The organism is Pseudomonas sp. No.21 (genome assembly GCF_054558415.1).
This window is the reverse complement of sequence record NZ_BAAJNO010000011.1, coordinates 59,878-85,469: the sequence shown is the minus strand read 5'-3', so window position 1 is coordinate 85,469 and position 25,592 is coordinate 59,878. Positions and strand designations below refer to the sequence as shown.

Below are 25,592 nucleotides of genomic sequence, written 5' to 3'. Positions count from 1 at the left end.
GGAAGGCGCAGATCCTAGCACCGGCGTACCAGTCCACGCAGTCACGCACCGCGCCACCCCGGGGGACGAACTACGCCACCACCTGGTTGCGCCCGAAGGCCTTGGCCTCGTAGAGCGCCCGGTCGGCATGTTCGTAGAGTTCGTAGAGCTGGCCGAGCGGCGTGTCGCTGCCCGGCGCGATGCAGGCCAGGCCGATGGACATCGTCAGCACCTCGGCGACCTGGGAGCCCTCGTGGCGGATGGCCAGGCGCTCCAGGGCCGCGCGCACGTTCTCCGCGCACTGCCGTGCCTCAGCCTCCGGCGTGCCGTAGAGGAGCACGGCGAATTCCTCGCCGCCCAGGCGCACCGCCATGTCCAGCGGTCGTCGCGCCGCGTCCTCCAGCACCTCGGCGACCCGCTGCAGGGCCTGGTCACCGCCCTGGTGGCCGTAGAGATCGTTGTAGGCCTTGAAGTGGTCGACATCGCACAGCAGCAGCGCCAGGGGCAGCCCCTCGCGCTGGGCCTGGCGCCACACGCGCTCCAGCTGGCGGTTGAAGCTGCGCCGGTTGTGCAGGCCGGTCAGGCTGTCGTGCTCGGCCAGCATGCGCATCAGCCGGCTGACGAGGAAGTGCTCGCGGGACTTGAACTCCAGCAGGTAACAGCCCACCGCCCCCACCAGGTTGCCGAACACGAGGAACAGCAGGTTGTTCACCAGACGCGGCCAGGGCAGCCCGGCCCAGAGCTCCAGCGCCACATAGGCCACCAGGATCAGGACCGACACCAGCAACGCCTCGCCCAGGCGCAGCCCGACCACGAAATAGGCCGCCATGCACACCAGCAGCAGCCCTTCATAGGGGAACGACGGGTCGACCCGATGGGCGATGGCCACCACCGCCGCCGCGCCGATGCCCAGCGCACCGACGCACACCAGGCTCAGCGGCACCAGCAGGTGCACATGGCGCCGCTGCAGGATCAGCAGCCCGCAGACCACCAGCAGCACCAGCACGCCCAGGCGCACGGCGAGCATCCACCAGCGTTCGGAGGAAGCGATCAGGTGGAAGTCGAGAAAGGCGAAGGCCAGCCAGATCGGCAAGCCGAGCAGCAGCGCGATGCGCTTGAGGTCGAAGGTCTGCTCGAGGAAGAAATTGCGGTATTCCTGCTCCAGGGGACGGACGAACCGCAGTTGCCGGAATCCCAGGGCAAGTTGATCGGCATAGGGATTGGGGCGTACTTCGTCCAGCCAGGCGTTGAGTGTCGACACTGCCACCTCTTCTTTTTATGGGCCCGGGACATACTGCTGCGCCCGGCCTTGCAGCCTCGGGCCCGTGCGGAACACCGCCTACCTCACATAGACGGTCCATCGTCGCGGGCCCTGCGCCTCCTGTCGGGGCCGGCGACCTCACATCGCCGGCCGGAGGCCTAGGTGCACATTAGTAGCAGGCGGAATCCGCCACAAGTCGTCGGGCGCGTCTTATGCGGCGCCCCCGTGACGGCGGCCTCAGGACTCGAACTCGGCCTGCAGCGCGGCACGCACGCAGTGGAGCACGCCATCGGGGACCTTGCCGCCGAGCATTTCGGCCACCTCGGCGACGCTGGGCAGCTCGCCCTCGCCATCGAGGAAGGCGTCCTGCACCGCACCGAGCATCTCCTCGGGCAGGTCCAGCGCCTGTTCCAGGCTCAACTGCTGCTCGCTGATGGCCTCGGCCAGCAGCGAATAGACGTTCTTCTCGGTGCAGTCGAGCTGGCGCGCGATCTGCGCCGGGGTCATGCCCGCACGGGCCAGGCTGACCAGTTCGTGACGCAGGTCGGCCACCGCGCGCGGCGCCGGCGCGGCGTCGGCTCCGCCGTTGAGCACTTCGAGGAAGGCCTCGCCGTAGCGCTCCAGCTTGCGCGCACCGACGCCGCTGACCCGTGCCATTTCCGCCAGGGTGCCGGGCTTGCTGCGCAGCATCTCCAGCAGGGTGGCGTCGGGGAAGATCACATAGGGCGGCACGCTGTGCTCCTCGGCCAGCTTGCGGCGCAGGGCGCGCAGGGCCTCCCACTGCTCGCGCTCCTCGCCACGCACCAGCTGGCTGGCGGCACTGGCCGCCGGCTTGGGCGCCTTGGTCGAGAGGTCGCGACGCAGTTGCAGGCTCACCTCGCCGCGCAGCAGCGGGCGGCAGGCATCGGTCAGGCGCAGGCCGCCGAAGCCGTCGAGGTCGACATCCGCCAGGCCACGGGCGACCAGCTGGCGGAACAGCGTGCGCCATTCGCCTTCGGACAGCGCCTTGCCCACGCCGAAGACCGACAGGTGCTGGTGGCCGGCGGCGCGGACCTTCTCGTTGTCGCGGCCCAGCAGCAGGTCGACCAGATGGCCGACGCCGTAGCGCTGGCCGCTGCGGTAGATGGCCGAGAGCGCCTGGCGCGCGGGTTCGGTGGCGTCCCAGGTCTGCACGCCGTCGACGCAGATGTCGCAATGCCCGCAGGGCTGCGGCAGTTCCTCGTCGAAATAGGCCAGCAACGCCTGGCGGCGGCAGCGGATCTCCTCGCACAGCGCCAGCATGGCGTCGAGCTTGTGCTGCTCGATGCGCTTGTGGCGCTCGTCGCCCTCGGAATTGTTGAGCATCTGCTTGAGCAGCAGCACGTCCTGCAGGCCGTAGGCCATCCAGGCATCGGCGGGCAGGCCGTCACGGCCGGCACGGCCGGTCTCCTGGTAATAGGCCTCCAGGGACTTGGGCAGGTCGAGGTGGGCGACGAAGCGCACGTTGGGCTTGTCGATGCCCATGCCGAAGGCGATGGTCGCCACCATGATCAGCCCCTCCTCGTTGAGGAAGCGCTTCTGGTGGTAGGCACGCAGGTCGCTGGGCAGGCCCGCGTGGTACGGCAGCGCCGGGTAGCCCTGCTCGGAAAGGAAGGCGGCGACCTCATCGACCTTCTTGCGCGACAGGCAATAGACGATGCCGGCGTCGCCACGGCGCTCGGTGAGGAAGGACAGCAACTGCTTGCGCGGGCTGTCCTTGGCGACGATGCGGTAGAAGATGTTCGGCCGGTCGAAGCTCGACAGGAAGCGCTCGGCCTTCTGCAGGTGCAGGCGCTGCACGATCTCCTCGCGGGTGCGCATGTCCGCCGTGGCGGTCAGGGCGATGCGCGGCACCTCGGGGAACAGCTCGGCGAGCTGGCCCAGCTGCAGGTATTCCGGACGGAAATCGTGCCCCCACTGGGATACGCAGTGGGCTTCGTCGATGGCGAACAGGGCGATGTCCAGGTTCTGCAGGAAGGCCAGCATGCGCGGCTGCACCAGGCGCTCCGGCGCCAGGTAGAGCATCTTGATCTCGCCCCGGCGGATGCGGTCGGCGATATCGCGCTGCTCGTCGTTGCTCAGGGTGGAGTTCAGCGCCACGGCGGCCACGCCGAGCTCGTCAAGGGTGGCGACCTGGTCCTCCATCAGTGCGATCAGCGGCGAAACCACCACCGCCAATCCGTCGCGCATCAGCGCCGGCACCTGGAAGCACAGGGACTTGCCGCCGCCGGTGGGCATCAGCACCAGCACATCGCCGCCCTTGGCCACGCGGTCGATGATCGCCGCCTGGTGGCCGCGGAAGGCGTCGTAGCCGAATACGTCTTTGAGGATGCGCTGGGCGTGGTCGAGCATGCGGGTCTCCGAAGGAAGCCGCGCATTATACGTCAGCAAACGCCCGAGGAAGCCCTCGCCCATCGGGGCCGCTTTTGCCGCGGGCCTTCCACTCGACTAGAATCCACCCTCGTTTATTCCTCAAGGTAGTCCCACGATGTCCTTCGCTGAGCAACTTTCCCGCCTGCAAGCCTTCCTCGATGCCGATGACCTGCACGAAGAAGCCCTGGACTACGTGGCCGCCCATGGCTACCTGACCGCCCTGTGCATCTGCCCGGACCAGGTTCCGGAGCGCGAGTGGATCGACGCCCTGTTCGCCGAGCCGCCGCACTACCGCAGCGACGCCGAGCGCGAGGAGATCGAAGCCACCCTGCTGCTGCTCAAGGCCCACATCGCCCGCCAGCTGGCCAGCGACGAAGACCCGGAGATGCCCTGCGACCTCGACCTGGGCGACGACCCGGATGATTCCGACCTGCGCGGCTGGTGCATCGGCTTCATGGAAGGCGTGTTCCTGCGCGAATCCGTGTGGTTCGAAGACGCCGAAGAGGAAGTCAGCGAGCTGCTGCTGCCGATCATGGTCGGTTCCGGCCTGTTCGACGAACAGCCCGAATTCGCCGATATCGCCGCCGATCGCAACCTGGTCGACGAAATGGTCGAGCAGATCCCCGAGCTGCTGACCGCCCTGTTCCTGCTGTGCAACGCCCCGGAAGAAAAGCCCGCCCTGCTCAAGCCGCGTCACTGAGACGGTCGCGCTGATGGCGCACGGTGACATCCGCCAGAGCCGCAGCTCGGCAGTGCGCTACGTACTGCTGGTGGTCGGCTGGCTCGCCGTCGCCCTGGGCGTGATCGGCATCTTCCTGCCGGTATTGCCGACCACGCCCTTCCTCCTCCTCGCCGCCGCCTGCTTCGTGCGCAGCTCGCGGCGCTTCTACCTCTGGCTGGTCAACCACAGGCATCTCGGCCCCTGGATCAGGGACTACCTCGAAGGCAACGGCATCCCGCTCAAGGGCAAGGTCTACGCCATCGGCCTGATGTGGATCAGCATCGCCTTCTCCTGCTACCTCGTGCCCCTGCCCTGGGCGCGCGGTTTCATGCTCACCAGCGCCGTGCTGGTCACCCTCTACATCCTTCGCCAGAAGACCCTGGGGCGCGACTGAGCCCACCCCGCAACATCCTTCGAGCCCACCGGCAAAAAGCCCGGCCACCACCTAGACTGCACTGATCCAAGGGCGGAGACCCTGATGATGCAGCTAGGGCGGCGTGCGAAAGCGAAGCAAGGACGGCCACGAACGGCGTGGCTGGCCCTGCTCGCCTGCCTGCTGGTCTCGGCGGTCGCCGCCAACTGGGATTTCGGCCTGATCCTGCAGAACGCGCAGAAACGCTACGGCAGCCTGGGCACCGCCAAGGAACGCATCGAGGCCTGGAGCGCGCTGATCAACGGCAGTGGCGAGCTGCCCGAGAAGGAGAAGCTCGCCACGGTCAACCGCTTCTTCAACCGCCAGCTGCGCTTCGTCGACGACCAGCGCAACTGGGGCCAGAACGATTACTGGGCCACCCCCGTCGAAGCCCTGGTCAAGGGCGCCGGCGATTGCGAGGACTACTCCATCGCCAAGTACTTCACCCTGCGCCGCCTCGGCATCCCGTCCGAGAAGCTGCGCATCACCTACGTCAAGGCACTCAACTACAACCAGGCACACATGGTGCTCACCTACTACGCCAGCCCCAGCTCGGACCCGCTGGTACTGGACAACCTGATCGGCGAAATAAGGCCGGCCTCGCAACGCAAGGACCTGCTGCCCGTGTACGCCTTCAACGCCGAAGGCCTGTACACCGCCGGCAAGCGCAGTGGTGACAGCAAGAAGCTTTCGCGCTGGCAGGACATCCTGCAAAAGATGCGCGCCGAAGGCTTCGCCATTGGAGAGGGATAGACGATGTCGTTACTCAAGCAGCTGTTTCTGGCGATCTGCCTGTTCCTCGTGGTGGCCTTCACCGGCAGCTTCCTCGCCGGGGTGGAAAGCTCCCGGGAACAGCTGCGCAGCCAGTTGCGCTCCCACGCCCAGGACGCCGCCACCGCCCTCGCCCTGTCCATGACGCCCCACGTGGACGACCCGGCGATGATCGAGCTGATGGTCAGCTCCATCTTCGACAGCGGCTACTTCGCCCGCATCCGCGTGGTCAACATCGCCGACGAAAAGGTCATCGTCGAACGCCAGGCCGACCCGACCTCGGACAAGGTGCCCGCCTGGTTCGTGAAACTGGTCGACCTGCGCGCCCAGGGCGGCGACGCCCTGATCATGCGCGGCTGGGAGCAGGCCGCGCGGGTCGAGGTGCTCAGCCACCCGCAATTCGCCCTGGCCAAGCTGTGGGACAGCGCCATCGGCAGCCTGCTCTGGCTGCTGCTCTGCGGCCTGGTCAGCGCCGTGCTCGGCGGCTTCCTCCTGCGCACCCAGCTGCGCCCGCTGGACAACATGGTGCAGCAGGCCCAGGCCATCAGCCGCCGCGAGTTCCTCACCCTGCCCCGGGTGCCGCGCACACCCGAACTCAAGCGCGTGGTGCTGGCCATGAACCAGATGGTCGACAAGCTCAAGACCCTGTTCGCCGAAGAGGCCGCGCGCAGCGAGAAGCTGCGCGAGGAGGCCTACCAAGACAGCCTCACGGGCCTGGCCAACCGCCGCCAGTTCGACATCCGCCTGGGCAACCAGCTGGCCGTGGCCGAGCAGAACGCCGCCGGCTACCTGCTGCTGCTGCGGGTCAATGACCTGGGCGGCCTCAACCAGCGCCTCGGCGGCCAGCGCACCGACGCCCTGATCGGCGCGATCGGCGAACTCCTGAAGAAGCGGGTGGAGGAGCGCGGCAACCCCGACTGGCTGGCCGCCCGCAGCCGCGGCGGCGAATTCACCCTGCTCGCCCCCGGCCTGGACAACGAAGACGCCGACCGCCTCGCCCAGAGCCTCAGCGACGCCCTGGAAAGCCTGCGCGGCACCGGCGCCAGCGACTGCACCCCGGTGGCCCACCTGGGCATCGCCGCCTTCCGTCCCGGCGAGGACGCCGCCAGCGTCATAGGCCGCGCCGACCAGGCCCTGGCCCAGGCGCAAAGCAACCCGGCGCACCCCTGGGAGCGCCTCGACGACTACCAGGCCGCGCCCAACCAGGGCCTGCACAGCTGGCGCGCCTGGATCGACGAAGCCCTGCAGCAGGGCAAGCTGCAGCTCTACTTCCAGCCCGTGGCCGAATGTGCCGACCCCACCAGGCTGCTGCACCGCAAGGTCCTCGCGCGGCTGCTCGACCCGCAGGGCGAGGCGGTCGCCGCCGGGCGCTTCCTGCCCTGGATCGAGCGCCTGGGCTGGGCCGCGCGCTTCGACCTGGCGATGCTCGAACACACCCTCGCCCACCTCGACCGGCACCCCGAGCCGCTGGCCCTGAGCCTGTCCGCCGCCACCCTGCGCGAACCCGAGAGCCAGGAGCGCCTGCTCGCCATGCTGCGCGAGCACCCGCAGCACGCGGACCTGATGACCCTGGAAGTGGACGAACGCTTCCTGCCCCCGCCGGCCGCACTGGAGAAACTCAGCCAGGCCGTGCGCGAAGCCGGCTTCCACCTCGGCCTGCAACACTTCGGCGGGCGCTTCAGCCTGATCGGCAACCTCACCCACCTGGGGTTGGCCTACCTGAAGATCGACGGCACCTACATCCGCGCCATCGACCAGGAAAACGACAAGCGCGTGTTCATCGAGGCGATGTTCCGCGCCACCAACAGCATCGACCTGCCGCTGATCGCCGAGATGGTGGAAACCCAGGGCGAACTGGCCGTGCTCGGCGAGCTGGGCATCCAGGGCGCCATGGGCCGCCTCATCGGCCCCCCCGCCCCCTGGAGCGAAACCCAGGCCTGATGGGCGTTGGCCGGCGGCGCACCCGTGGGAGCGGTTTCAACCGCGAAGGCCCAGGCACCCGGCCCAGCCCTTTTCGCGAATGAATTGGCTCTGTCTGCGTTAAGTGTTGCTAGAGGATTTGAGCCCAGCTGATTGCCGAGCTCTGGTGATGTTTCTGGTTTCGCCCACCCGGGCGAGTCCCTTTTCTCAGTCGCCAGAAAAGGAACCAAAAGGGCTTGCCCCATCATCCGGCCTCGGCTTCGCCGGGGTTCCCTCACTCCATCGTCGCTATCGGGGGCCGGCGCGATGGGCCATCCATGGCCTGGCGCGCCTCTCGCGGCATCCATGCCGCTCGTCCCCCGGCGCAACGACTGCGTTCGGCCTCCTGGAGGGGCGTTGGCGGCTGCTCCAACTTTCTTCGTCCAGCGCATCGCCACGTGGTGCGCACAGGCTTTCGTAGGATGGTGTAGAGCGAAGCGAAACCCATGGGGTGGCGGTGGCACGAACCCTTGGGCGCCCGGAAAGGGTCGTGCTTAAGCGCCTGCATTAAAACCACAACAGCTAACGCCGACAGAGCCAATGAATTCGCTCCCACAACCCAGGGTGGGCTTCAGCCCACCAGGCCGTCCGCAAAAGAAAACGCCCGCATCTGCGGGCGTTCTCGTTACGGGTGGAGCCGGTTAATCGTCACGGTTGGTGTCGTTGTCGCTGTCATGGTCACTGCCACCGAACTGGGCATCACGGTAGCCGTCGTTGTCCAGATCATGATCACTGCCGCCGAACTGCGCATCGCGGTAACCGTCATTGTCCTGGTCATGGTCGCTGCCACCGAACTCGGCATCGCGATAGCCGTCGTTGTCCAGGTCGTGGTCACTGCCACCGAACTGCGCGTCGCGATAACCATCGTTGTCCAGGTCGTGGTCGCTGCCACCGAACTGGGCATCACGATAGCCATCGTTATCCAGGTCGTAATCCACCGCCTGGGCCGTCACCGCCCCAAGCGCCACCACGGTCAAAAGCACGCCCAACACTCGTCTGGTGAAGACACCCGCTTTTGTCGCCATCTCGCGTATCGCTCCTGAAGAGGACATGACGGCCGCAACCCGGGTCACCCTCGGTGAACCGAGGAGCCGTCGCGCAATAGAACGCAACGGCAGGCGCCGGTTCTATCGCCTCCGGGGCTTTATCCTTTGCCATTCATTTCAGGAAGAAAAAGCCCGTGGGAGCGGTTTCAACCGCGATGGACCCAGGCACCCGTCCAAGCCCTTTCGCGCATGGGCACCGCCCCACGGCGACCGTGGCTCAATACGGCAAACGCCCCTCGTCCTGCACCAGGCTGCCCAGCCCTTCCACCTGGGCACGGGCCTGGGCACGGTGCTGGAGCTTGTTGCGCGCGGCCTCGGGCAGGTCGGTGTAGCGCATCACGCCACGGTCGACGAGGACGCTGACCAGGTCCTCGATCACCCGCACCAGCTCCAGGTCGGAATGCTGCAGCGACATCAGGTGCTCGTGCAGCGAACGGCTGGCCAGCCAGCTCTGCACCTCCGGATCCGCGGCCGGCATGCTGTGGGTCATGTGCTCGAAAGGCTCCGACTCGACCCGCAGCACCCGGCCCCGCTCATCACGCTGTACGTACACCATGGACTGCTCTCCCCAGCGAATCCGCATAAAAAAGGCCCGCCACCCGGAAAGGTGGCGGGCCGCCTCGTTTACAGAGCTTAGACGTCAACCTTCAACGTGCCATCGCCCAGCATGCCGGAGATCACACCGCCGGCATCCGCCACCCCGTAGGAGGTCTGCAGGTTGATGCCGTCGAGCACGATGGTCGGGCCCGCCGCCCCGGCACTGGCGCCATTGGAGTCCACCGTGATGGTGGTGCTGGCCCCGAAGCTGAAGGTCAGGTACTGGCTCAGGCTGCCCAGGTTGGCGTGTTCACCGGAGAGCAGCTGCGACAGGTCCAGCGAATCCACACCCTTGGTGAAGTCGGTGATATGGGTCAGCCCCGTCTCGCCCGCCTGCCACTTGAAGGTGTCGGCCCCGTCGCCGCCGCTGAGGATGTCGTTGCCACCGTTGCCGATCAGGGTGTCGTTGCCCGCCAGCCCGCTCAGCGTGTTGTCCCCGGAGTTGCCGGTGAGTACATCGCCGAAGTTGGAGCCGATCAGGTTCTCGATCCCCGACAGGGTGTCGGTGCCCGCACCGCCGGTGTTCTGCGCAGCAGCCGATGCCAGGCTCACCGTCACGCCGGAGGTGGCGTCGACGTAGCTGGCGGTGTCGATCCCGCCGCCGCCGTTGAGGGCATCGTTGCCGGCGCCCCCCACCAGCAGGTCGTTGCCGTTGCCACCGTTGAGGGTGTCATCACCCACGCCACCGATCAGCACATCGTTGCCACTGCCACCGGCGAGCGTGTTCCCGAGCGCACTGTTGTCGATGACGATCTGGTCGCTGCTGTCACCCGAACTGCCGATCGTGCCGCTGTTGTCCCGGTCGACCTCGACCGCACCGGAGCTGCTGACCGCCCCCTGCTCGTCCTTGGTGGTGTAGGTGAACGAGCCGCCCACCGAACCGCTGTCGGTGAAGCTGGTGGTGCCCGCCAGCCCGCTGCCGCTATGGGAAACCGAACCGCTGCTGGCACCGCCGACGCTGTTCAGCGAAAGGACATTGCTGTCCGCATCGCTGTCGTTCCACAGCAGTGCCCAGTCCGGCACCACCACCGAGGCGTTGTAGGCCACCACGTGGTCGGCGTTGGCGACCGGCGCATCGTTCACGGCATTGAGGTGCACGTAGGCGATGGCCGAGGCGCTGTCGAGGCCACCGTTGGCGGTGCCGTCGCCATCCTTGACGGTGAAGCTGAGGGTACGGTCCAGGGTGGACGGGTTGTCGGAGGTGTTGGCGTAGGCGATCTGCTGGATCAGCGCCTGGACCACGGCGAGGGTCGCCAGGTTGTTGGTGAAGTTGATCGTCAGGCTGCTGCCGTTGGTCCCGCCGGCGATGGTGCCGATGGTGGTGGAGCCGAGGCGCAGGTTGCTGCCGCTCACGTTGAGCTGGCCGCTACCGGTGCCCTGGTTGACCACCGACAGCTGGTCGGCCGCCGTGCCGTTGGCGGTGAAGGCCACCACCAGCGAGCCACCGTTGAAGTTCGGCGAGTCGACATCGCTCAGCGTGACGCTGCTGTCGATGATCTTCACGCCCGCGTTCTCGGTGTAGTTCAGCGTACCGCCCAGGCCACCCAGCACCGGCGCATCGTTCACCGCGGTGACGTTGAAGGTGAGGGTGTTGGGGTTCGGGTCGAGGTTGACCCCGCCGTTGGCCGTGCCGCCATCGTCCTGCACCTGGAAGGTGAACGTGGCGTAGCCGGTGCCGCTGGCATTCGCCGCCGGGGTGAAGACCAGCTTGCCGGCATTGATGTCCGCCACCGAGACGGTGGTCCCGGCACTGATCGCGCTGCCGTTCAGGGTGAGCTGGCCGGCGGTGGGCAGGGTGGTGATCTTCACGGCAGCCAGGCTGTCGCCCTCGGCATCGGAGAAGCCGAAGCTGCTCGCGCTCAGCACGTGGCTGGCATCCTCCAGCAGGCTGAGGGTCGCGTCCGCACCGGCCGGCGGGCTGTTGGCGTCGACCACGTTGACCGTGAGGGTCGCGGTGTCGGTGGTGCCATCGGAATCCACCAGGCTGTAGCCGAACTGCTCGGTGAGGTTGCTGGTGAGCCCGTCGGGCGCCACGTAGCTCCACGCACCGGTGGCGAAGTTGAAGGTCAGCTTGCCGTGTTGCGGCGTCTCGATACCGGTCAGCACGCTGCCGGCAATCGGCGAGCCGCTGCTCGGGGTGATGGTCGAGGTGCCGTTCCAGGTGTAGGTGACACTGCCGATGGTGATCGACTTGATGAAGCCGGCACCGTCCACCCCGTAGCTGTCGTCATCCGCCGTGCCATTGACGCCATCACTGCCCCAGAGCACGTTGCCCGATACGTCGCCACCGACCACCTGGCCGAGCAGCGCGTCCACCAGTTGGCCGAAGCCGGCCACGTTGAGCGGCGAGCCCTGGCCATCGAGGTCGACATCCTGCAGGCGGGCATTGTTGATGCCGTCGCCGATGCCCACCGTGGTGACGTTGATGCCGTTGCTGTCGACGAAGGTGTTCCAGGCCGTCGCCGTGGCATCGGTCAGCGAGTTGCCGCCGGTACCGGTCTGCTCGTTGGGGTTGCCGTCACTGATGAACACGACCTGGTTGCTCCACCCCGGGACCGGGGTATAGGCACTCATGGTCTGCTGGATACCCGCCGTGAAGTCGGTGTTGCCGTCGAACGGACGGACCCCGCCGGCCGCCGGGTTGAGGCTGTCGATCAGCGAGCTGAAGGCCTCGACGCTGGTGACGGGTGCGTAGGACGTGGCGGTCGAGGAGAACGCCACGATCTGCAGCTGCACGTGCCCCGAGGTGCCGTCGAACAGCTCGGCCCCCGCCTGCTGGACCGCCGTGAGCATCTGGTTGAGCTCGGTGTTGTCGATGCTGCCGCTGAAGTCGAGGACGAACACCACGTTGAAGTCCTGGCCATGGCCTTCGACCACGTTGGCGACATCGTTCTTGGCGTCCGGGCCGTTGTCCACGGCCACCACCTTGATGGTGGTCTGCGCGGTGTTGGAGTCGGTCACGCCGTCGTTGACCACCACCGTCACGTTGCGCGGCGTGGTGCTCGGGTTGGTGCTGGTACTGGAGTAGCGGATCGTCTCGATCGCCGTCTCGTAGGCCGCCTTGGTGGCGACCCCGGTGAGGGTGACGGTGATCTTGCCGGCGACGCTGGTATCCACCACGCCGGTGATGCCGCTCGGCAGGCCGGTGGCGGTCAGCACGTCACCCGCCTGGGCGTTGGTCAACACGACCTTGGCCGAGGCGATGGTGCTGTTGTCGATATCGGTCACCAGGGTGTCGATATCGGCGATGGCCACCGCAGCAGTGCCTTCGGTGTAGGTGGTCTGGTAACCCGTACCCACCACACCGGCGCTGTCGTTGCCGTCCAGGTCGAGCAGCGGCGCATCGTTCACCGCCGTGACGTTGATGGTGACCGTGGCCGTGTTGCTATAGAGGCTGCCGTCGCTCACCTGGTACTGGAAGGTGGCATAGGGCGCGCCGTTCTCGTTGCCGTCCGGCACGAACACCAGCTTGCCGGCGTTGATGTCGGCGATGCTGATCACCTGGTTCAGGGTCACCGCCACGCCGTTGAGCTTGAGCACGCCGTCGGTGGCCAGCTGGGTCACCTTGATGTCGGTGAAGCTGCCGGAATCGACGTCGCTGTCGTTCAGCGGCCCGGTGCCGTCGGCGCCGAACAGCCCGGTGGAGGTGATGGTCACGGCATTGTCTTCGGTGGTGCTGAAGGTGTCGTTGACCGCCACCGGCGCGTCGTTCACCGCCGAGACGTTGATGGTCACGGTGGCGGTGTTGCTGTAAAGGCTGCCGTCGCTGACCTGGTACTGGAAGGTCGCGTAGGGCGTGCCGTTCTCGTTGCCGTCCGGGACGAACACCAGCTTGCCGGCGTTGATGTCGGCCGCGCTGATCACCTGGTTCAGCGTCACCGCCACGCCGTTCAACTGCAGCACGCCGTTGCTCGCCAGCTGGGTCACCTTGATGTTGGCGAAGCTGCTGGAGTCCACGTCGCTGTCGTTGTCCGGCCCGGTGCCGTCCGCGCCGAACAGGCCGGCGGCGGTGATGGTCACCGAGGTGTCCTCGGTGGTGCTGAAGGTGTCGTTGACCGCCACCGGCGCATCGTTCACCGCGGCCACGTTGATGGTCACGGTGGCCGTGTTGCTATAGAGGCTGCCGTCGCTGACCTGGTACTGGAAGGTCGCGTAGGGGGCGCCGTTCTCGTTGCCATCGGGCACGAACACCAGCTTGCCGGCGTTGATGTCGGCGAGGGTGATCACCTGGTTCAAGGTCACGGCCACGCCGTTGAGCTTGAGCACACCGTCGGTGGCCAGCTGGGTCACCTTGATGTTGTCGAAGGCAGCCGAATCGATATCGCTGTCGTTGGTCGGGCCGGTGCCGTCACTGCCGAACAGACCGCTGGCGGTGATGGTGACCGCAGTGTCCTCGTTGGTGTTGAAGGTGTCGTTGACCGCCACCGGCGCATCGTTCACCGCGGCGACGTTGATGGTCACCGTGGCCACGTTGCTGTAGGTGGTGCCGTCGCTGACCTGGTACTTGAAGGTCGCGTAGGGCGCGCCGTTCTCGTTGCCATCGGGCACGAACACCAGCTTGCCGGCGTTGATGTCGGCGATGCTGATCACCTGGTTCAGGGTCACCGCGGCGCCGTTGAACTGCAGCACGCCGTTGCTCGCCAGCTGGGTCACCTTGATGGTGGTGAAGGCGCTGGAGTCCGCGTCGTGGTCGTTCAGCGGCCCGGTGCCATCGGCGCCGAACAGGCCGGCGCTGGTGATGGTCACCGAGGTGTCTTCGTTGGTGCCGAAGGTGTCGTTGACCGCCACCGGTGCATCGTTCGCGGCGGTGACATTGATGGTCAGCATGGCGTCGGACGGGTCACCGTCGGCATCGACGATGGTGTAGCCGATGTGCTCGGCGGCGTTGCCGGTCAGCCCGCTCGGCGCGGTGTAGCTCCAGGCGCCGGTGGCGAAGTTGAAGGCCAGCTTGCCACCCAGGTCGGTGGTGATGTTCAACTGGGCGGTGGCATTGCTGCCGTTCCAGGTATAGACATCGCCATCGACGGTCAGGGACTTGATGCCGCCCTTGCCATCGGCGCCGAAGCCGTCGTCGTCGGCGGTGCCGGCGACGCCATCGCTGCCATTGAGCACATTGCCGGAAACCATGCCGGTGCTGACCTGGTCGAGCAGGGTGTCCACCAGGTCGGAGAAGTCCCCGATCAGGATGGGCGAGCCGCTGCCGTCGAGGTCGACGTCCTGCAGGTTGTCGTTGTCGATGCCGTCACCGATGCCGATGGTGGTGACGTTGATGCCGTTGTCGTTGATGAACTGCTGCCAGTCCGTCGCCGTCTGGCTGAGCAGGGCATTGCCGCCCTGGGTCTGCTCGTTGGGATTGCCGTCGCTGATGAACACGACCTGGTTGTTCCAGCCCGGGAGCGGGTTGAAGGCATCCATGGTCTTCTCGATGGCGGCGGTGAAGTCGGTGTTGCCGTCATAGGGGCGCACGCCACCGGGCTCGTTCGGGTCGAGGGAGTTGATCAGGCTCTCGAACGCCGCGTAGCTGGTCACCGGCGCGTAGGACTTGGCGTCTCCCGAGAAGGCCACCACCTGCATCTGCACATCACCGGTGTTACCGGTGAACAGCGCCTGGGCAGCAGACTTCACGGCATCGAGCATCTGCCCGAGTTCGGACTTGCTGATACTGCCGCTGAAGTCCAGCACGAACACCATGTTGATGTCCGGCGCTACGCTCTCGCCCACGGTCGCCACGTCGTTCTTCGCCACCGGGGTGTCGTCGTCGACGTTGATGTTCAGCGTACCGTTGGCGCTGTCACCGTCCTTGTCGGTGACCTTGTAGGTGAGCTGGAAGGCCTGGTTGTTCTCGTTGTCGCCATCGGCGTGGTGGATCGGCGCGTTCTGCACCACCGAGTAGGCGCCGGTCTGGCTGTTGGTCAGGGTCACCGTCAACACGGTGGTGGTGCCCTGCTTGATCACCAGGTTGTTGCCCGAGGTCTCGTAGGTGAAGCCGGCCGGGGCGCCGGTGTTGACCCAGCTGATGCTGCCGGCGTTGTCGTTGCCGTAGCTATGGCTGAGGGTGCCGGTGGCGTTCTGCGAATCGACGTCGTCCCCCGTGCCGCCAGGGATGCCATTGGGCCGTGCGTCGTCGTCCAGTTGCACCGTCTGGTTGGTCCCGGCGCTCGGGCCGTCATCCTTGAAGCTGATGACCTTGCCGATGTCCAGGTTGCCGGTGGCCGTGTCGCCGTCCTTGTCGGTCACGGTGGCACTCAGGCTGATGTGGCCCGAGCCGAGGAACTTGGCCTCGTCCGCATCGGAGGTCGGATGGACGATGGCGCGGAGCTGGTCAAGGGTGACCTTGCCGTCCGCCCCGACGGTGAGGGTGAACACCAGTTCGTTGCCGGTGGCGGTTCGGCCCTCGACCACGCCCGCACCGTTGACGCTGAGCACCACGTTCTGCCCGCTGGCGGTATCCACCAGGCCGGAGTCGGCGTTCTGCACGGTCAGCTTGTAGTCCAGGCTCTGCAGCCCATCGGCGCCCGGCTGGACGTTGAACAGGCCACTGAAGTCGGCGGTGGCGTTCAGCGCCAGGTTCGACTCATCGACCTGCAGTTGCTGGGTCGCGCCCCAGGTGACGGTGGTGCTGACATCGTTGTAGTCGTAGTCGGAGGTGGCGGTCTTGTCCTCCCAGTTCTGGTTGCCGGCGCTACCGGTGTCCTGCAGGTGGGAGCCGCCGGGGTTGAGGGTGGCATCGCTGAACAGCACGTTGGCACCGTCGGCGCCGGTCAGCGGGGTGCTGCCGATGAAGGCCTGCCACTTGCCGCCCACTAGCTGGAAGGTGACGTCGGCGCCGTTGGCCAGGCCGCCGTTGGCGCCGCCGTCGGGGATGATGAAGAAGCCGGTATGCGCCGGGTCCAGGCTGCTGATGTCGGCGCTGTCGCCGGCGCTCTGGTCGTGCACGTTGGCCCAGATCACCTTGCCGCTGAGCGGGGTGCCGTCGTCGCCCTTGATGTAGTAGCCATAGCTGTTGCTGTAGCCGGCCGAGGTACCGACGAAGGTCACCGAGGAGTTCAGGTCCAGGGCGCCGACCTGGATGGTCGGGGTGTCGTCGTTGATGGTCACGGCCAGGCTGCCGGTGGCTGCGTCATCGTCCTTGTCGGTCACCTTGTAGCCGACGTTGAGGGTGATGTTGTCCTCGGTGCCGGCGGTCGGGTGCATCAGCGGCTTGAGCAGGTTGACGGTGTAGGCGCCACTGGCCGGGTCGGTCAGCACCACGGTCATCAGGTCGCCACGGGCGCTGCTGATGGTCAGGGTGTTGGTCGAGGCGTTCCAGGTCGAGGTCACGCTCTCGCTGCCCAGGCTGGTGGGCCCGGTCAGCTCGATGGACTTCAGCCCATCATTGCCGGCGTTGTAGTTCAGCGTGCCGCTGGTGCTGGTGCTGGCACCGGCCACATCGCCGGAGCCGCCATTGATGCCGCCGGACAGGCCCTCGTCGTCGAGCACGGCGGTGGCGGTGGTGTTGCCGGCGCTGGGCGCGTCGTCACGGAAGCTGATGGCGTTGCCCAGGTTGAGGCTGGCACTGCTGGCGTCACCGTCCTTGTCGGTGATGGTCGCCACCAGTTTCACCAGGTCGGCGGCGGCAAGGCCGGTAGGCTGATCCGGGCCGCTGTTGGGGGTGTGCAGCACAGCCAGCTTCTGGTCGAGGGTGACCTTGCCATCGGCATCCACCGTGACCTTGAAGGAAATCGCACCGCTCTGGTCGCCGACCCGGCCGACCACGGCGTTGCCTTCCAGGTACAGCTTGATGTCGCTGCCGCTGGCGGAGTCCTTCAGGCCACTGTCGGCCCCTGCGGCCTTGACCTCCAGGGCATAGGTGGTGGTGCCCGCGCCATCATTGCCGTAACTGCCGGTGAAGGCCCCGCTGAAGTCACGGGTGGCATCGGTGGCGAGGGTGGTTTCGTCCACCTGCAGGCTGCCGGACTCGACCTGGCCGGCGCTGATGGTCGGGGCGTCGTCACGGAAGCTGATAGCGCTACCCAGATTGAGGCTGGCGCTGCTGGCGTCACCGTCCTTGTCGGTGATGGTCGCCACCAGTTTCACCAGGTCGGCGGCGGCAAGGCCGGTGGCCTGGTCAGGCCCGGTGTTGGGCGTGTGCACGATGGCACGCACCTGATCGAGGGTGACGTTGCCGGAAGCGTCCACCGTGACCTTGAAGGCGATGGCGCCGCTCTGGTCGCCCACCCGGCCCACCACTTCACCCCCTTCCAGATAGAGCTTGATGTCGCTGCCGCTGGCGGTGTCCTTCAGGCCGCTGTCGGCGCCCGGGGCCTTGACCTCCAGGCTGTAGCCGATGCTGCCGGCACCATCGGCGCCGTAGTTGCCGGTGAAGGCGCCGCTGTAGCTGGTGGTGGCGTTGAGCGCCAAGTTGGTCTCGTCCACCTGCAGGCTGCCCACCTGGGCCTGGCCGGCACTGATGGTCGGCGCATCGTCCTTGAAGCTGATGGCGTTGCCCAGGTTGAGGGTGGCGCTGCTGGCGTCACCGTCCTTGTCGGTGATGGTCGCCACCAGTTTCACCAGGTCGGCCGCACCCAGGCTGCTTTCCTGGTCGGGGCCGCTGTTCGGCGAATGGACGATGGCACGCACCTGGTCGAGGGAGACCTTGCCGTCGGCGTCCACGGTGAGCTTGAAGGAGATCGCGCCATTCTGGTCGCCCACGCGGCCGACCACTTCGCCATTCTCCAGGAACAGCTTGATGTCGCTGCCGGTGGCGGTGTCCTTCAGGCCGCTGTCGGCGCCCGGGGACTTCACGTCCAGGGCATAGGTGGTGCTGCCGGCGCCATCGGCGCCATAGGCCTTGATGAACGCGCCGCTGAAGTCGGTGGTGGCGTTGCCGAGCAGGTTGGTTTCATCCACCTGCAGGCTGTCCGCGGGAATGGCCGTGGCACGGATGCTGGGGGCGTCATCCTTGAAGCTGATGGCATTGCCCAGGTTGAGGCTGGCGCTGCTGGCGTCACCGTCCTTGTCGGTGATGGTCGCCACCAGTTTCACCAGGTCGGCGGCGGCAAGGCCGGTGGCCTGGTCAGGCCCGGTGTTGGGCGTGTGCACGATGGCACGCACCTGATCGAGGGTGACGTTGCCGGAAGCATCCACCGTGACCTTGAAGGCGATGGCGCCGCTCTGGTCGCCCACCCGGCCCACCACTTCGCCCCCTTCCAGATAGAGCTTGATGTCGCTGCCGCTGGCGGTGTCCTTCAGGCCGCTGTCGGCACCCGGGGCCTTGACCTCCAGGCTGTAGCCGATGCTGCCGGCGCCATCGGCGCCGTAGCTGCTGGTGAAGGCCCCGCTGAAGTCGCGGGTGGCATCGGTGGCGAGAATGGTTTCATCCACCTGCAGGCTGCCGGACTCGGCCTGGCCGGCGCTGATGGTCGGGGCATCGTCACGGAAGCTGATGGCGCTCCCCAGGTTGAGGCTGGCTTTGCTGGTGTCACCGTCCTTGTCGGTGATGGTCGCTACCAGTTTCACCAGGTCGGCAGCCGCAAGGCCGGTGGCCTGGTCAGGTCCGGTGTTGGGTGTGTGCACGATGGCACGCACCTGATCGAGGGTGACGTTGCCGGAAGCGTCCACCGTGACCTTGAAGGCGACGGCGCCGCTCTGGTCGCCAACGCGACCGACCACTTCACCGTTCTCCAGGTACAGCTTGATGTCGCTGCCGCTGGCGGTGTCCTTCAGGCCGCTGTCGGCACCCGGGGATTTCACTTCCAGCGTGTAGCCGATGCTGCCGGCGCCATCGGCGCCGTAGCTGCTGGTGAAGGCCCCACTGAAGTCGCGCGTGGCGTCGGTGGCGAAAATGGTTTCATCCACCTGCAAGCTGCCGGACTCGACCTGGCCGGCGCTGATGGTCGGGGCGTCGTCACGGAAGCTGATGGCGTTGCCCAGGTTGAGGGTGGCGCTGTCCGGGTCGCCGTCGCGGTCGGTGATGGTCGCGACCAGTTTCACCAGGTCGGCGGCGGAGAGGCCGGTGGCCTGGTCAGGCCCGGAATCGGGCGAGTGCACGATGGCCAGTTTCTGGTCGAGGGTGACCTTGCCGTCGGCATCCACCGTGACCTTGAAGGCGATGGCGCCGCTCTGGTCGCCCACGCGGCCCACCACTTCGCCCCCTTCCAGATAGAGCTTGATGTCGCTGCCGCTGGCGGTGTCCTTCAGCCCGGTATCGGCACCCTCGGCACTGATGGCGAGCGCGTAGGTGATGGTGCCCGCGCCGTCACTGCCGAAGCTGTGGCTGAACGCGCCGCTGAAGTCGCGGGTGACGTCGGTCCCCAGGACGCTTTCATCCACTTCCAGGCTGCCGTTGGCGACCTGGCCGGGGTCGATGTTCGGGGCGTCGTCACGGAAGCTGATGGCGTTGCCCAGGTTGAGAGTGGCGCTGTCCGGGTCGCCGTCGCGGTCGGTGATGGTCGCGATCAGTTTCACCAGGTCGGCGGCGGAAAGCCCCGTGGCCTGATTCGGACCGGTGTCGGGCGAGTGCACGATGGCCAGTTTCTGGTCGAGGGTGACCTTGCCATCGGCATCCACCGTGACCTTGAAGGAGATCGCGCCGCTCTGGTCGCCGACGCGGCCGACCACTTCGCCGTTCTCCAGGTACAGCTTGATGTCGCTGCCACTGGCGGTGTCCTTCAGCCCGGTATCGGCACCCTCGGCACTGATGGCCAGCGCGTAGGTGATGGTGCCTGCGCCGTCACTGCCGAAGCTGCCGGTGAAGGCCCCGCTGAAGTCGCGGGTGACGTCGGTCCCCAGGACGCTTTCGTCCACCTCCAGGCTGCCGTCGGCGACCTGGCCGGGGTCGATGTTCGGGGCGTCGTCACGGAAGCTGATGGCGTTGCCCAGGTTGAGGCTGGCGCTGCTGGCGTCACCGTCCTTGTCGGTGATGGTCGCCACCAGTTTCACCAGGTCGGCGGCGGAGAGGCCGGTGGCCTGGTCAGGCCCGGAATCGGGCGAGTGCACGATGGCCAGCTTCTGGTCGAGGGTGACCTTGCCATCGGCGTCCACCGTGACCTTGAAGGAGATCGCGCCGCTCTGGTCGCCGACGCGGCCGACCACCTCGCCACCTTCCAGGTACAGCTTGATGCTCTGGCCGCTGGCGGTGTCCTTCAGGCCGCTGTCGGCACCCGCGGCGCTGATGGCCAGCGCGTAGCTGATGCTGCCGGCGCCATCCGCGCCATAGCTGTGGGTGAAGGCCGTGCTGTAGTCGAGGGTCTTGTCCACCAGCAGGTTGGTCTCGTCCACCTCCAGCGCGGCGCTGGCGATCTCGCCGGCGCTGATGCTCGGGGCATCGTCGCGGAAGCTGATGACCTTGCCGATGTCCAGGCCGCCGCTGACGCTGTCGCCGTCGCCGTCGGTCACCGTCAGGTTGAGCTTGACGTGGCCGGAGCCGAGGAAGGCCGCTTCGTCCGGATCGGACGTCGGATGTTCGATGGCACGCAGCTGTTCGAGGGTGACCTTGCCGTCCGCGCCCACGGTGAGGGTGAAGACGACCTCGCCGCTGGCATCGCCGACGCGGCCCACGACCTGGCCGTTCTCCAGGAACAGCACCACGTCATCGCCGGTCTCGGTGTCCACCAGCCCGGAGGCCGGGTTGGTGACTTCCAGCCCGTAGTCCAGGCTGCCCAGGCCATCGGCGCCGGGCTGCACGTTGAACAGGCCGCTGAAGTCGGCGGTGGCAGTGGCGCTGGCGCCCTGCCCGAGGTTGGTCTCATCCACCTGCAGTTGCAGGGTCGAGCCCCAGGTGACGCTGGTGCTGACGTCGTTGTAGTCGTAGTCGGAGGTGGCGGTCTTGTCTTCCCAGTTCTGGTTGCCGGCGTTGCCGGTGTCCTGCAGGTGCGAGCCGCCGGGGTTGAGGGTGGCGTCGCTGAACAGCACGTTGGCACCGTCGGCACCGGTCAGCGGGGTGCTGCCGATGAAGGCCTGCCACTTGCCGCCCACCAGCTGGAAGGTGATGTCGGCGCCGTTGGCCAGGCCGCCGTTGGCGCCGCCGTCGGGGATGATGAAGAAGCCGGTGCTGGCCGGGTCCAGGTTGCCCAGGTCGAAGGTGTCGCCGTTGCCCTGGTCATGTACGTTGGCCCAGATCACCTTGCCGCTGAGCGGGGTGCCGTCGTCGCCCTTGATGTAGTAGCCGTAGCTGTTGCTGTAGCCGGCATCGGTGCCGACGAAGGTCACCGAGGAGTTCAGGTCCAGCGCGCCGACCTGCAGGGTCGGGGTGTCGTCGTTGATGGTGACCGCCAGGGCGCCGTCGGCGGTGTCGCCATCGCCGTCGGTGACCTTGTAGCCGACGTTGAGGGTGATGTTGTCCTCGGTGCCGTTGACCGTGTGCATCAGCGGTTTGAGCAGGTTGACCGTGTAGGCGCCGCTGGCCAGGTCGGTCAGCACCACGGTCATCAGGTCGCCACGGGCGCTGCTGATGGTCAGGGTGTTGGTCGAGGCATCCCAGGTCGAGGTGACGCTCTCGCTGCCCAGGGTGCTGGGCCCGGTCAGTTCGATGGATTTCAGGCCATCGGCACCGGCGTCGTAGCCGAGGCTGCCGCTGGTGCTGGTCTGGGCGCCGGAAACGTCGCCAGGCCCGCCATTGATGCCGCCGGACAGGCCCTCGTCGTCCAGGGTATCGGTGGCGGTCACCTGGGTGGCGCTGGGGCCGTCGTCCTCGAAGCGCACCACGCCGCCGATGCCGACGGAATCCACCGACACGTCGCCGTCCCCGTCGGTGACGGTGACCACCGCGCGGATCTTGCCGGAGAGGTTCAGTGCGTCGTCATGGTTGGCGGTATCCGGGTGCTGCAGCGGAATGTACTGGGCGATGCTGATGCTGCCGTCCTGGCCGATGGCCACGGCGAAGGCGGCCTGGCCGTTATAGGTGCCGCCATCCACGCGGCCGACCACCAGGCCGTTTTCCACGCTGAGCACGATGGACGAGCCGTCCAGGGTGGTGAGACCCGAGTCGGCGTCCTGCACCTCCAGGCTGAGCACGGTGGTCGCGCCCTCCTGGTCCTCGCCGGTGCTGCTGCCGGAGGCATCGACCACCGGGCCGTTGCTGGTGGCGTAGCCGGCCGCCAGCGCGGTGCCGGCATCGGCCACGCTGCTGAACAGCGCGATGACGCTCGGGCTGTTGGTGTCGTTGTCGTTGGCGTCGTTGCCCGGGGCCGGGGTGGCGGTGCCGTTCTGCAGCCCGGGGGTCTCGTCGTGGGTGACGCGAGCGCCTTCGACCACCTGGATGCCGGCGGTGGGGGCGTCGTCCTCGAAGCGGATGGCACCACCGATGTTGACCGTGGCGACGTCGACATCACCGTCCCCGTCGGTGACGGTGACCACGGCGCGGACCAGGCCGCCGAGGTCCACACCCTCATCGCGGCTGCCGGTATCGGGGTGGTTCAGCGACATGTACTGGGCCACGCTGATGCTGCCGTCCTGGCCGATGGCCACGGCGAACACCGCCGCGCCGGGGCCCTGGTCGCCGCCGTCCACGCGGCCGACGATCAGGCCGTTCTCCATGTAGAGGCGGATGCTCTGGCCATCGGTGGTGGTGAGGCCGGAATCGGTGCCGTCGCCGCCATTGATCGACAGGCTCACTACGGTGGTGGCGCCTTCGTCGTCCTCGCCGGTGCTGGTGCCGGCAGTGCTGATCACGGGACCGGCGCTGGTGGCATAGCCCGACAGGTCGGTGCCGACGTTGGCCACGCCGGCGAACAGGGCGATCACATCCGGGTTGCTGGTGTCGTCATCGAGTGCGTCGCCCTGGGGCGTCGGGGTCTCGGTGCCGTTCTGCAGGCCGGCGCTCTCGTCGTGGGTGACGCGCACGCCTTCGAGCCGCTCGATGACGGCGGTGGGGCCGTCGTCCTCGAAGCGGATGGCACCGCCGATGCCCACCTGGGCGGTGTCCACGTCGCCGTCGCCATCGGTCACGGTGACCACGGCGCGGACCTTGCCGGCCAGGGTCACGGCGTCATCGGCGCTGCCGGTATCGGGATGGTTGAGGGAGATGTACTGCGCCACGCTGACGCTGCCGTCCTGGCCGATGGCGATGGCGAAGGCCGCCGCACCGGGACCGGTATCGCCGCCATCCACACGGCCGACGATCAGGCCGTTCTCCAGGTACAGGCGGATGGTCTGCCCGTCAGTGGTGGTGAGGCCGGAATCGCTGCCGTCACCGTCGACGATCGACAGGCTGAGCACGGTGGTGGCGCCTTCGTTGTCCTCGCCCGTGCTGCTGCCGGAGATGTCCACCACCGCGCCATTGCTGGTGGCGTAGCCGGTGCTGGAGAGGTCGGTGCCGGTGTTGGCGACGCCTGCGAACAGGCTCACCACCGACGCGGAGCTGGTGTCGTTGTCATTGGCATCGCCGCCCGGGGTGGGCGTGACGGTGCCGTTCTGCAGGCCGGCGCTCTCGTCATGGCTGACGCGCCCGCCTTCGTTGGCCTGGATGCTGGCGGTGGGGCCGTCATCGACGAAGCGGATCAACTGGCCGATGTCGGCACTGGCCACGGCCTTGTCGCCGTCGCCGTCGGTGACGGTCAGCACGGCGCGGATCAGGCCGCTGAGGTCGATGCCGTCATTGGCATCGCTGCCGTCGGGGTGATGCAGGGACTGGTACTGGGCGACGCTGATGACGCCGGTGTCCGGGTCGATGGCGATGGCGAACGCGGCGTTGCCGTCGGCATCGCGACCGACCACCAGGCCGTTCTCCACGCTCAGGGTGATGGGGCTGCCGGCGGTGGTGGTGAGGCCGACCGCCTGGGCCTGCGGCCCCTGCTCGCCTTCGCCTTCGCCGCCCTCGCCTTCGATCAGCGCCAGGGAATAGACGGCGGTGGCGCCGCCTTCGTCGGCGCCGAATTCATAGGTGGCGACCACTGCGGGAGCGTTGCCCTGGGCATAGGCGCGCATGTCGGAGGAGGGATTGGCAACGCCATCGAACACCGCCAGCGGGCCACTGACATCATTGCTGCCCGGCTGCAGGCCGGCGCTCTCGTCGATGACCACCTCGCCGCCTTCGCGGGAGAAGTCCAGGCCGGCGCTGGGGCCGTCGTCATTGATGGCGATGGTCAGCGGCACGGTGGGCGACACGTCATCGTCGAGATCGAAGACGCGCACGGAGAAGTTGTCGAACAGCTGGTCGTCCGCCCCGGTGGCATTGGGGTCGCTATGGTCGAGGCTGTTGTCGGTCAGGGTGTAGGTCCAGTTGCCGGCGGCGTCGAACACCAGCACGCCGTAGGTGCCCTGCACGGTGCCGCCACCGGCGACGTTGATCCAGTTGCCGCCGGCGTCCAGCACTTCGATACGGCCTATGCCGTCGGGGGAATTGATGATCAGGGTGCCCGAGGTGGTCTCGGCGTCGCTGCCGGGGTTGCTGCCCGGCTGGCCACCACCGCTCTCGCCACCGTTCAGGGCTTCCTCGTCCACCACGCCAGGGCCGGTGACCACACTGCCTTCCTTGTCCAGGAAGACCACGGTCAGCTCGGGGCTGAAGTCATCGGGTGCGAGGATTTCCGCTTCGGGGAACAGCGGGCCGGCCGTGATCGGCCCGGTGGGGAAGCCGATGGTCGGGTCCAGCGCTCCGCCTGTTTCCGAGAGCAGCACGAAGGAGTGGCCACCACCCGCGCCCCCTGCACCGCCGGCACCGCCCGCGCCGGGGCCTGCAGCCGTGGCTTCACCGGTCTGGGTCGGGTCCGCGCCGGCCTCGATCGCGGCCTGCAGTTGCTGCACGTCGGTCAGGTCCTGCTGGCTCGGCGGTTGCTGTTGCTGCGCGTCAGCGGTGGGATCGACCGGCGTGTCGCCATTGCTGGTGGCCAGCAACTGAGTGGTCAGGTTGAGGCTGCTTTCGCGACCCAGTGTCAGTTCGCCGCCGTTGGCCAGGGCCACCGAGACCGCACCTTCGGAGCCGGTGAGCAGTTGCTCGCCGGCAAAAAGCCTGTCGCCTTCAACCAGGGGCCGACGCGTTCCATCGCTTGCTACCGCGAACACCTCGCCTACAACCCGACTGACGACACCGATTACCGTAGCCATGAATCCTTCCTCCACCACAACTGCCGACCACCGCCGACACCTATCGCAAAAAGGGTCAAGACAGGCCTGCACCGGAGGATTGGAAGAAGGAAAAAACTGAAGCGGAATGGAACGACAGTAATCAGGTCAAAAAATTCGCGACAAAAAATCGTCACTCATTCTCCGTGTCGTACTACTCCATCAGAACATCCCCGCCCCTTAGGCTCTGAACCCTGTTTGACCGCCCTAGCCGCTCGCGCTGAATGCCCTGAAGGCCTTAATAATCGCGGCTGACAGGAAAAGAAGATGTGCCCGATTGTGAGGAGTGCATAAGATTTTTTCGGCATAAACCATGTGAAAAAAATTTCTTAGGTTCTCCAAAAGATGTTCTTAGCTCTGATGTTACAAGCCTGAAACGGTTGAACAGGCGATTTCGCCAAAAAAATGGCGATC

9 protein-coding genes are annotated in these 25,592 nt (G+C 66.9%); 4 read left to right on the top strand and 5 right to left on the bottom strand.

Features of this window, described 5'->3' with window-relative positions; genetic code table 11:
* Window positions 1-70 precede the first annotated feature (70 nt).
* Together ACYJSS_RS22605 and recQ are read right to left on the bottom strand one after the other, a co-directional pair.
* Window positions 71-1,240 carry a GGDEF domain-containing protein gene (locus ACYJSS_RS22605; protein ID WP_111259515.1) on the bottom strand — a complete coding sequence of 390 codons (1,170 nt, stop codon included), beginning with the start codon at window positions 1,238-1,240 and terminating at the stop codon, window positions 71-73.
* 237 nt (window positions 1,241-1,477) lie between these two features.
* Entirely contained in the window at window positions 1,478-3,610 is a 2,133-nt protein-coding gene (recQ, locus tag ACYJSS_RS22600) for a DNA helicase RecQ (protein ID WP_236205386.1), read from the bottom strand.
* A gap of 136 nt (window positions 3,611-3,746) precedes the next feature.
* Here recQ and ACYJSS_RS22595 point away from each other — a divergent pair, with 136 nt between their 5' ends.
* From ACYJSS_RS22595 to lapD, 4 genes are all read left to right on the top strand, one after another.
* Window positions 3,747-4,331 carry a UPF0149 family protein gene (locus ACYJSS_RS22595; RefSeq protein WP_173177028.1) on the top strand — a complete coding sequence of 195 codons (585 nt, stop codon included), beginning with the start codon at window positions 3,747-3,749 and terminating at the stop codon, window positions 4,329-4,331.
* A gap of 13 nt (window positions 4,332-4,344) precedes the next feature.
* On the top strand, window positions 4,345-4,746 hold the full coding sequence (locus ACYJSS_RS22590) for a YbaN family protein (RefSeq protein ID WP_236205387.1): 402 nt from the start codon (window positions 4,345-4,347) through the stop codon (window positions 4,744-4,746).
* Window positions 4,747-4,833: 87 nt separating this feature from the next.
* On the top strand, window positions 4,834-5,517 hold the full coding sequence (gene lapG, locus ACYJSS_RS22585) for a cysteine protease LapG (protein WP_236205414.1): 684 nt from the start codon (window positions 4,834-4,836) through the stop codon (window positions 5,515-5,517).
* Window positions 5,518-5,520: 3 nt separating this feature from the next.
* Window positions 5,521-7,476: a cyclic di-GMP receptor LapD gene (lapD, locus tag ACYJSS_RS22580; protein ID WP_111259519.1), complete on the top strand. Its 1,956-nt coding sequence runs from the start codon at window positions 5,521-5,523 to the stop codon at window positions 7,474-7,476.
* Between the two features lie 659 nt (window positions 7,477-8,135).
* Here lapD and ACYJSS_RS22575 read toward each other — a convergent pair.
* The 3 genes from ACYJSS_RS22575 to ACYJSS_RS22565 all read right to left on the bottom strand — a co-directional run bounded on the left by ACYJSS_RS22575 (window position 8,136) and on the right by ACYJSS_RS22565 (window position 25,160).
* Window positions 8,136-8,477: a hydrolase gene (locus ACYJSS_RS22575; protein WP_236205388.1), complete on the bottom strand. Its 342-nt coding sequence runs from the start codon at window positions 8,475-8,477 to the stop codon at window positions 8,136-8,138.
* Between the two features lie 280 nt (window positions 8,478-8,757).
* Window positions 8,758-9,096, bottom strand: a complete 339-nt coding sequence (locus ACYJSS_RS22570; RefSeq protein WP_111259521.1) for a tryptophan synthase subunit beta — start codon at window positions 9,094-9,096, stop codon at window positions 8,758-8,760.
* Window positions 9,097-9,173: 77 nt separating this feature from the next.
* Window positions 9,174-25,160 carry a retention module-containing protein gene (locus ACYJSS_RS22565; protein ID WP_275672230.1) on the bottom strand — a complete coding sequence of 5,329 codons (15,987 nt, stop codon included), beginning with the start codon at window positions 25,158-25,160 and terminating at the stop codon, window positions 9,174-9,176.
* Between the last annotated feature and the right edge of the window lie 432 nt (window positions 25,161-25,592).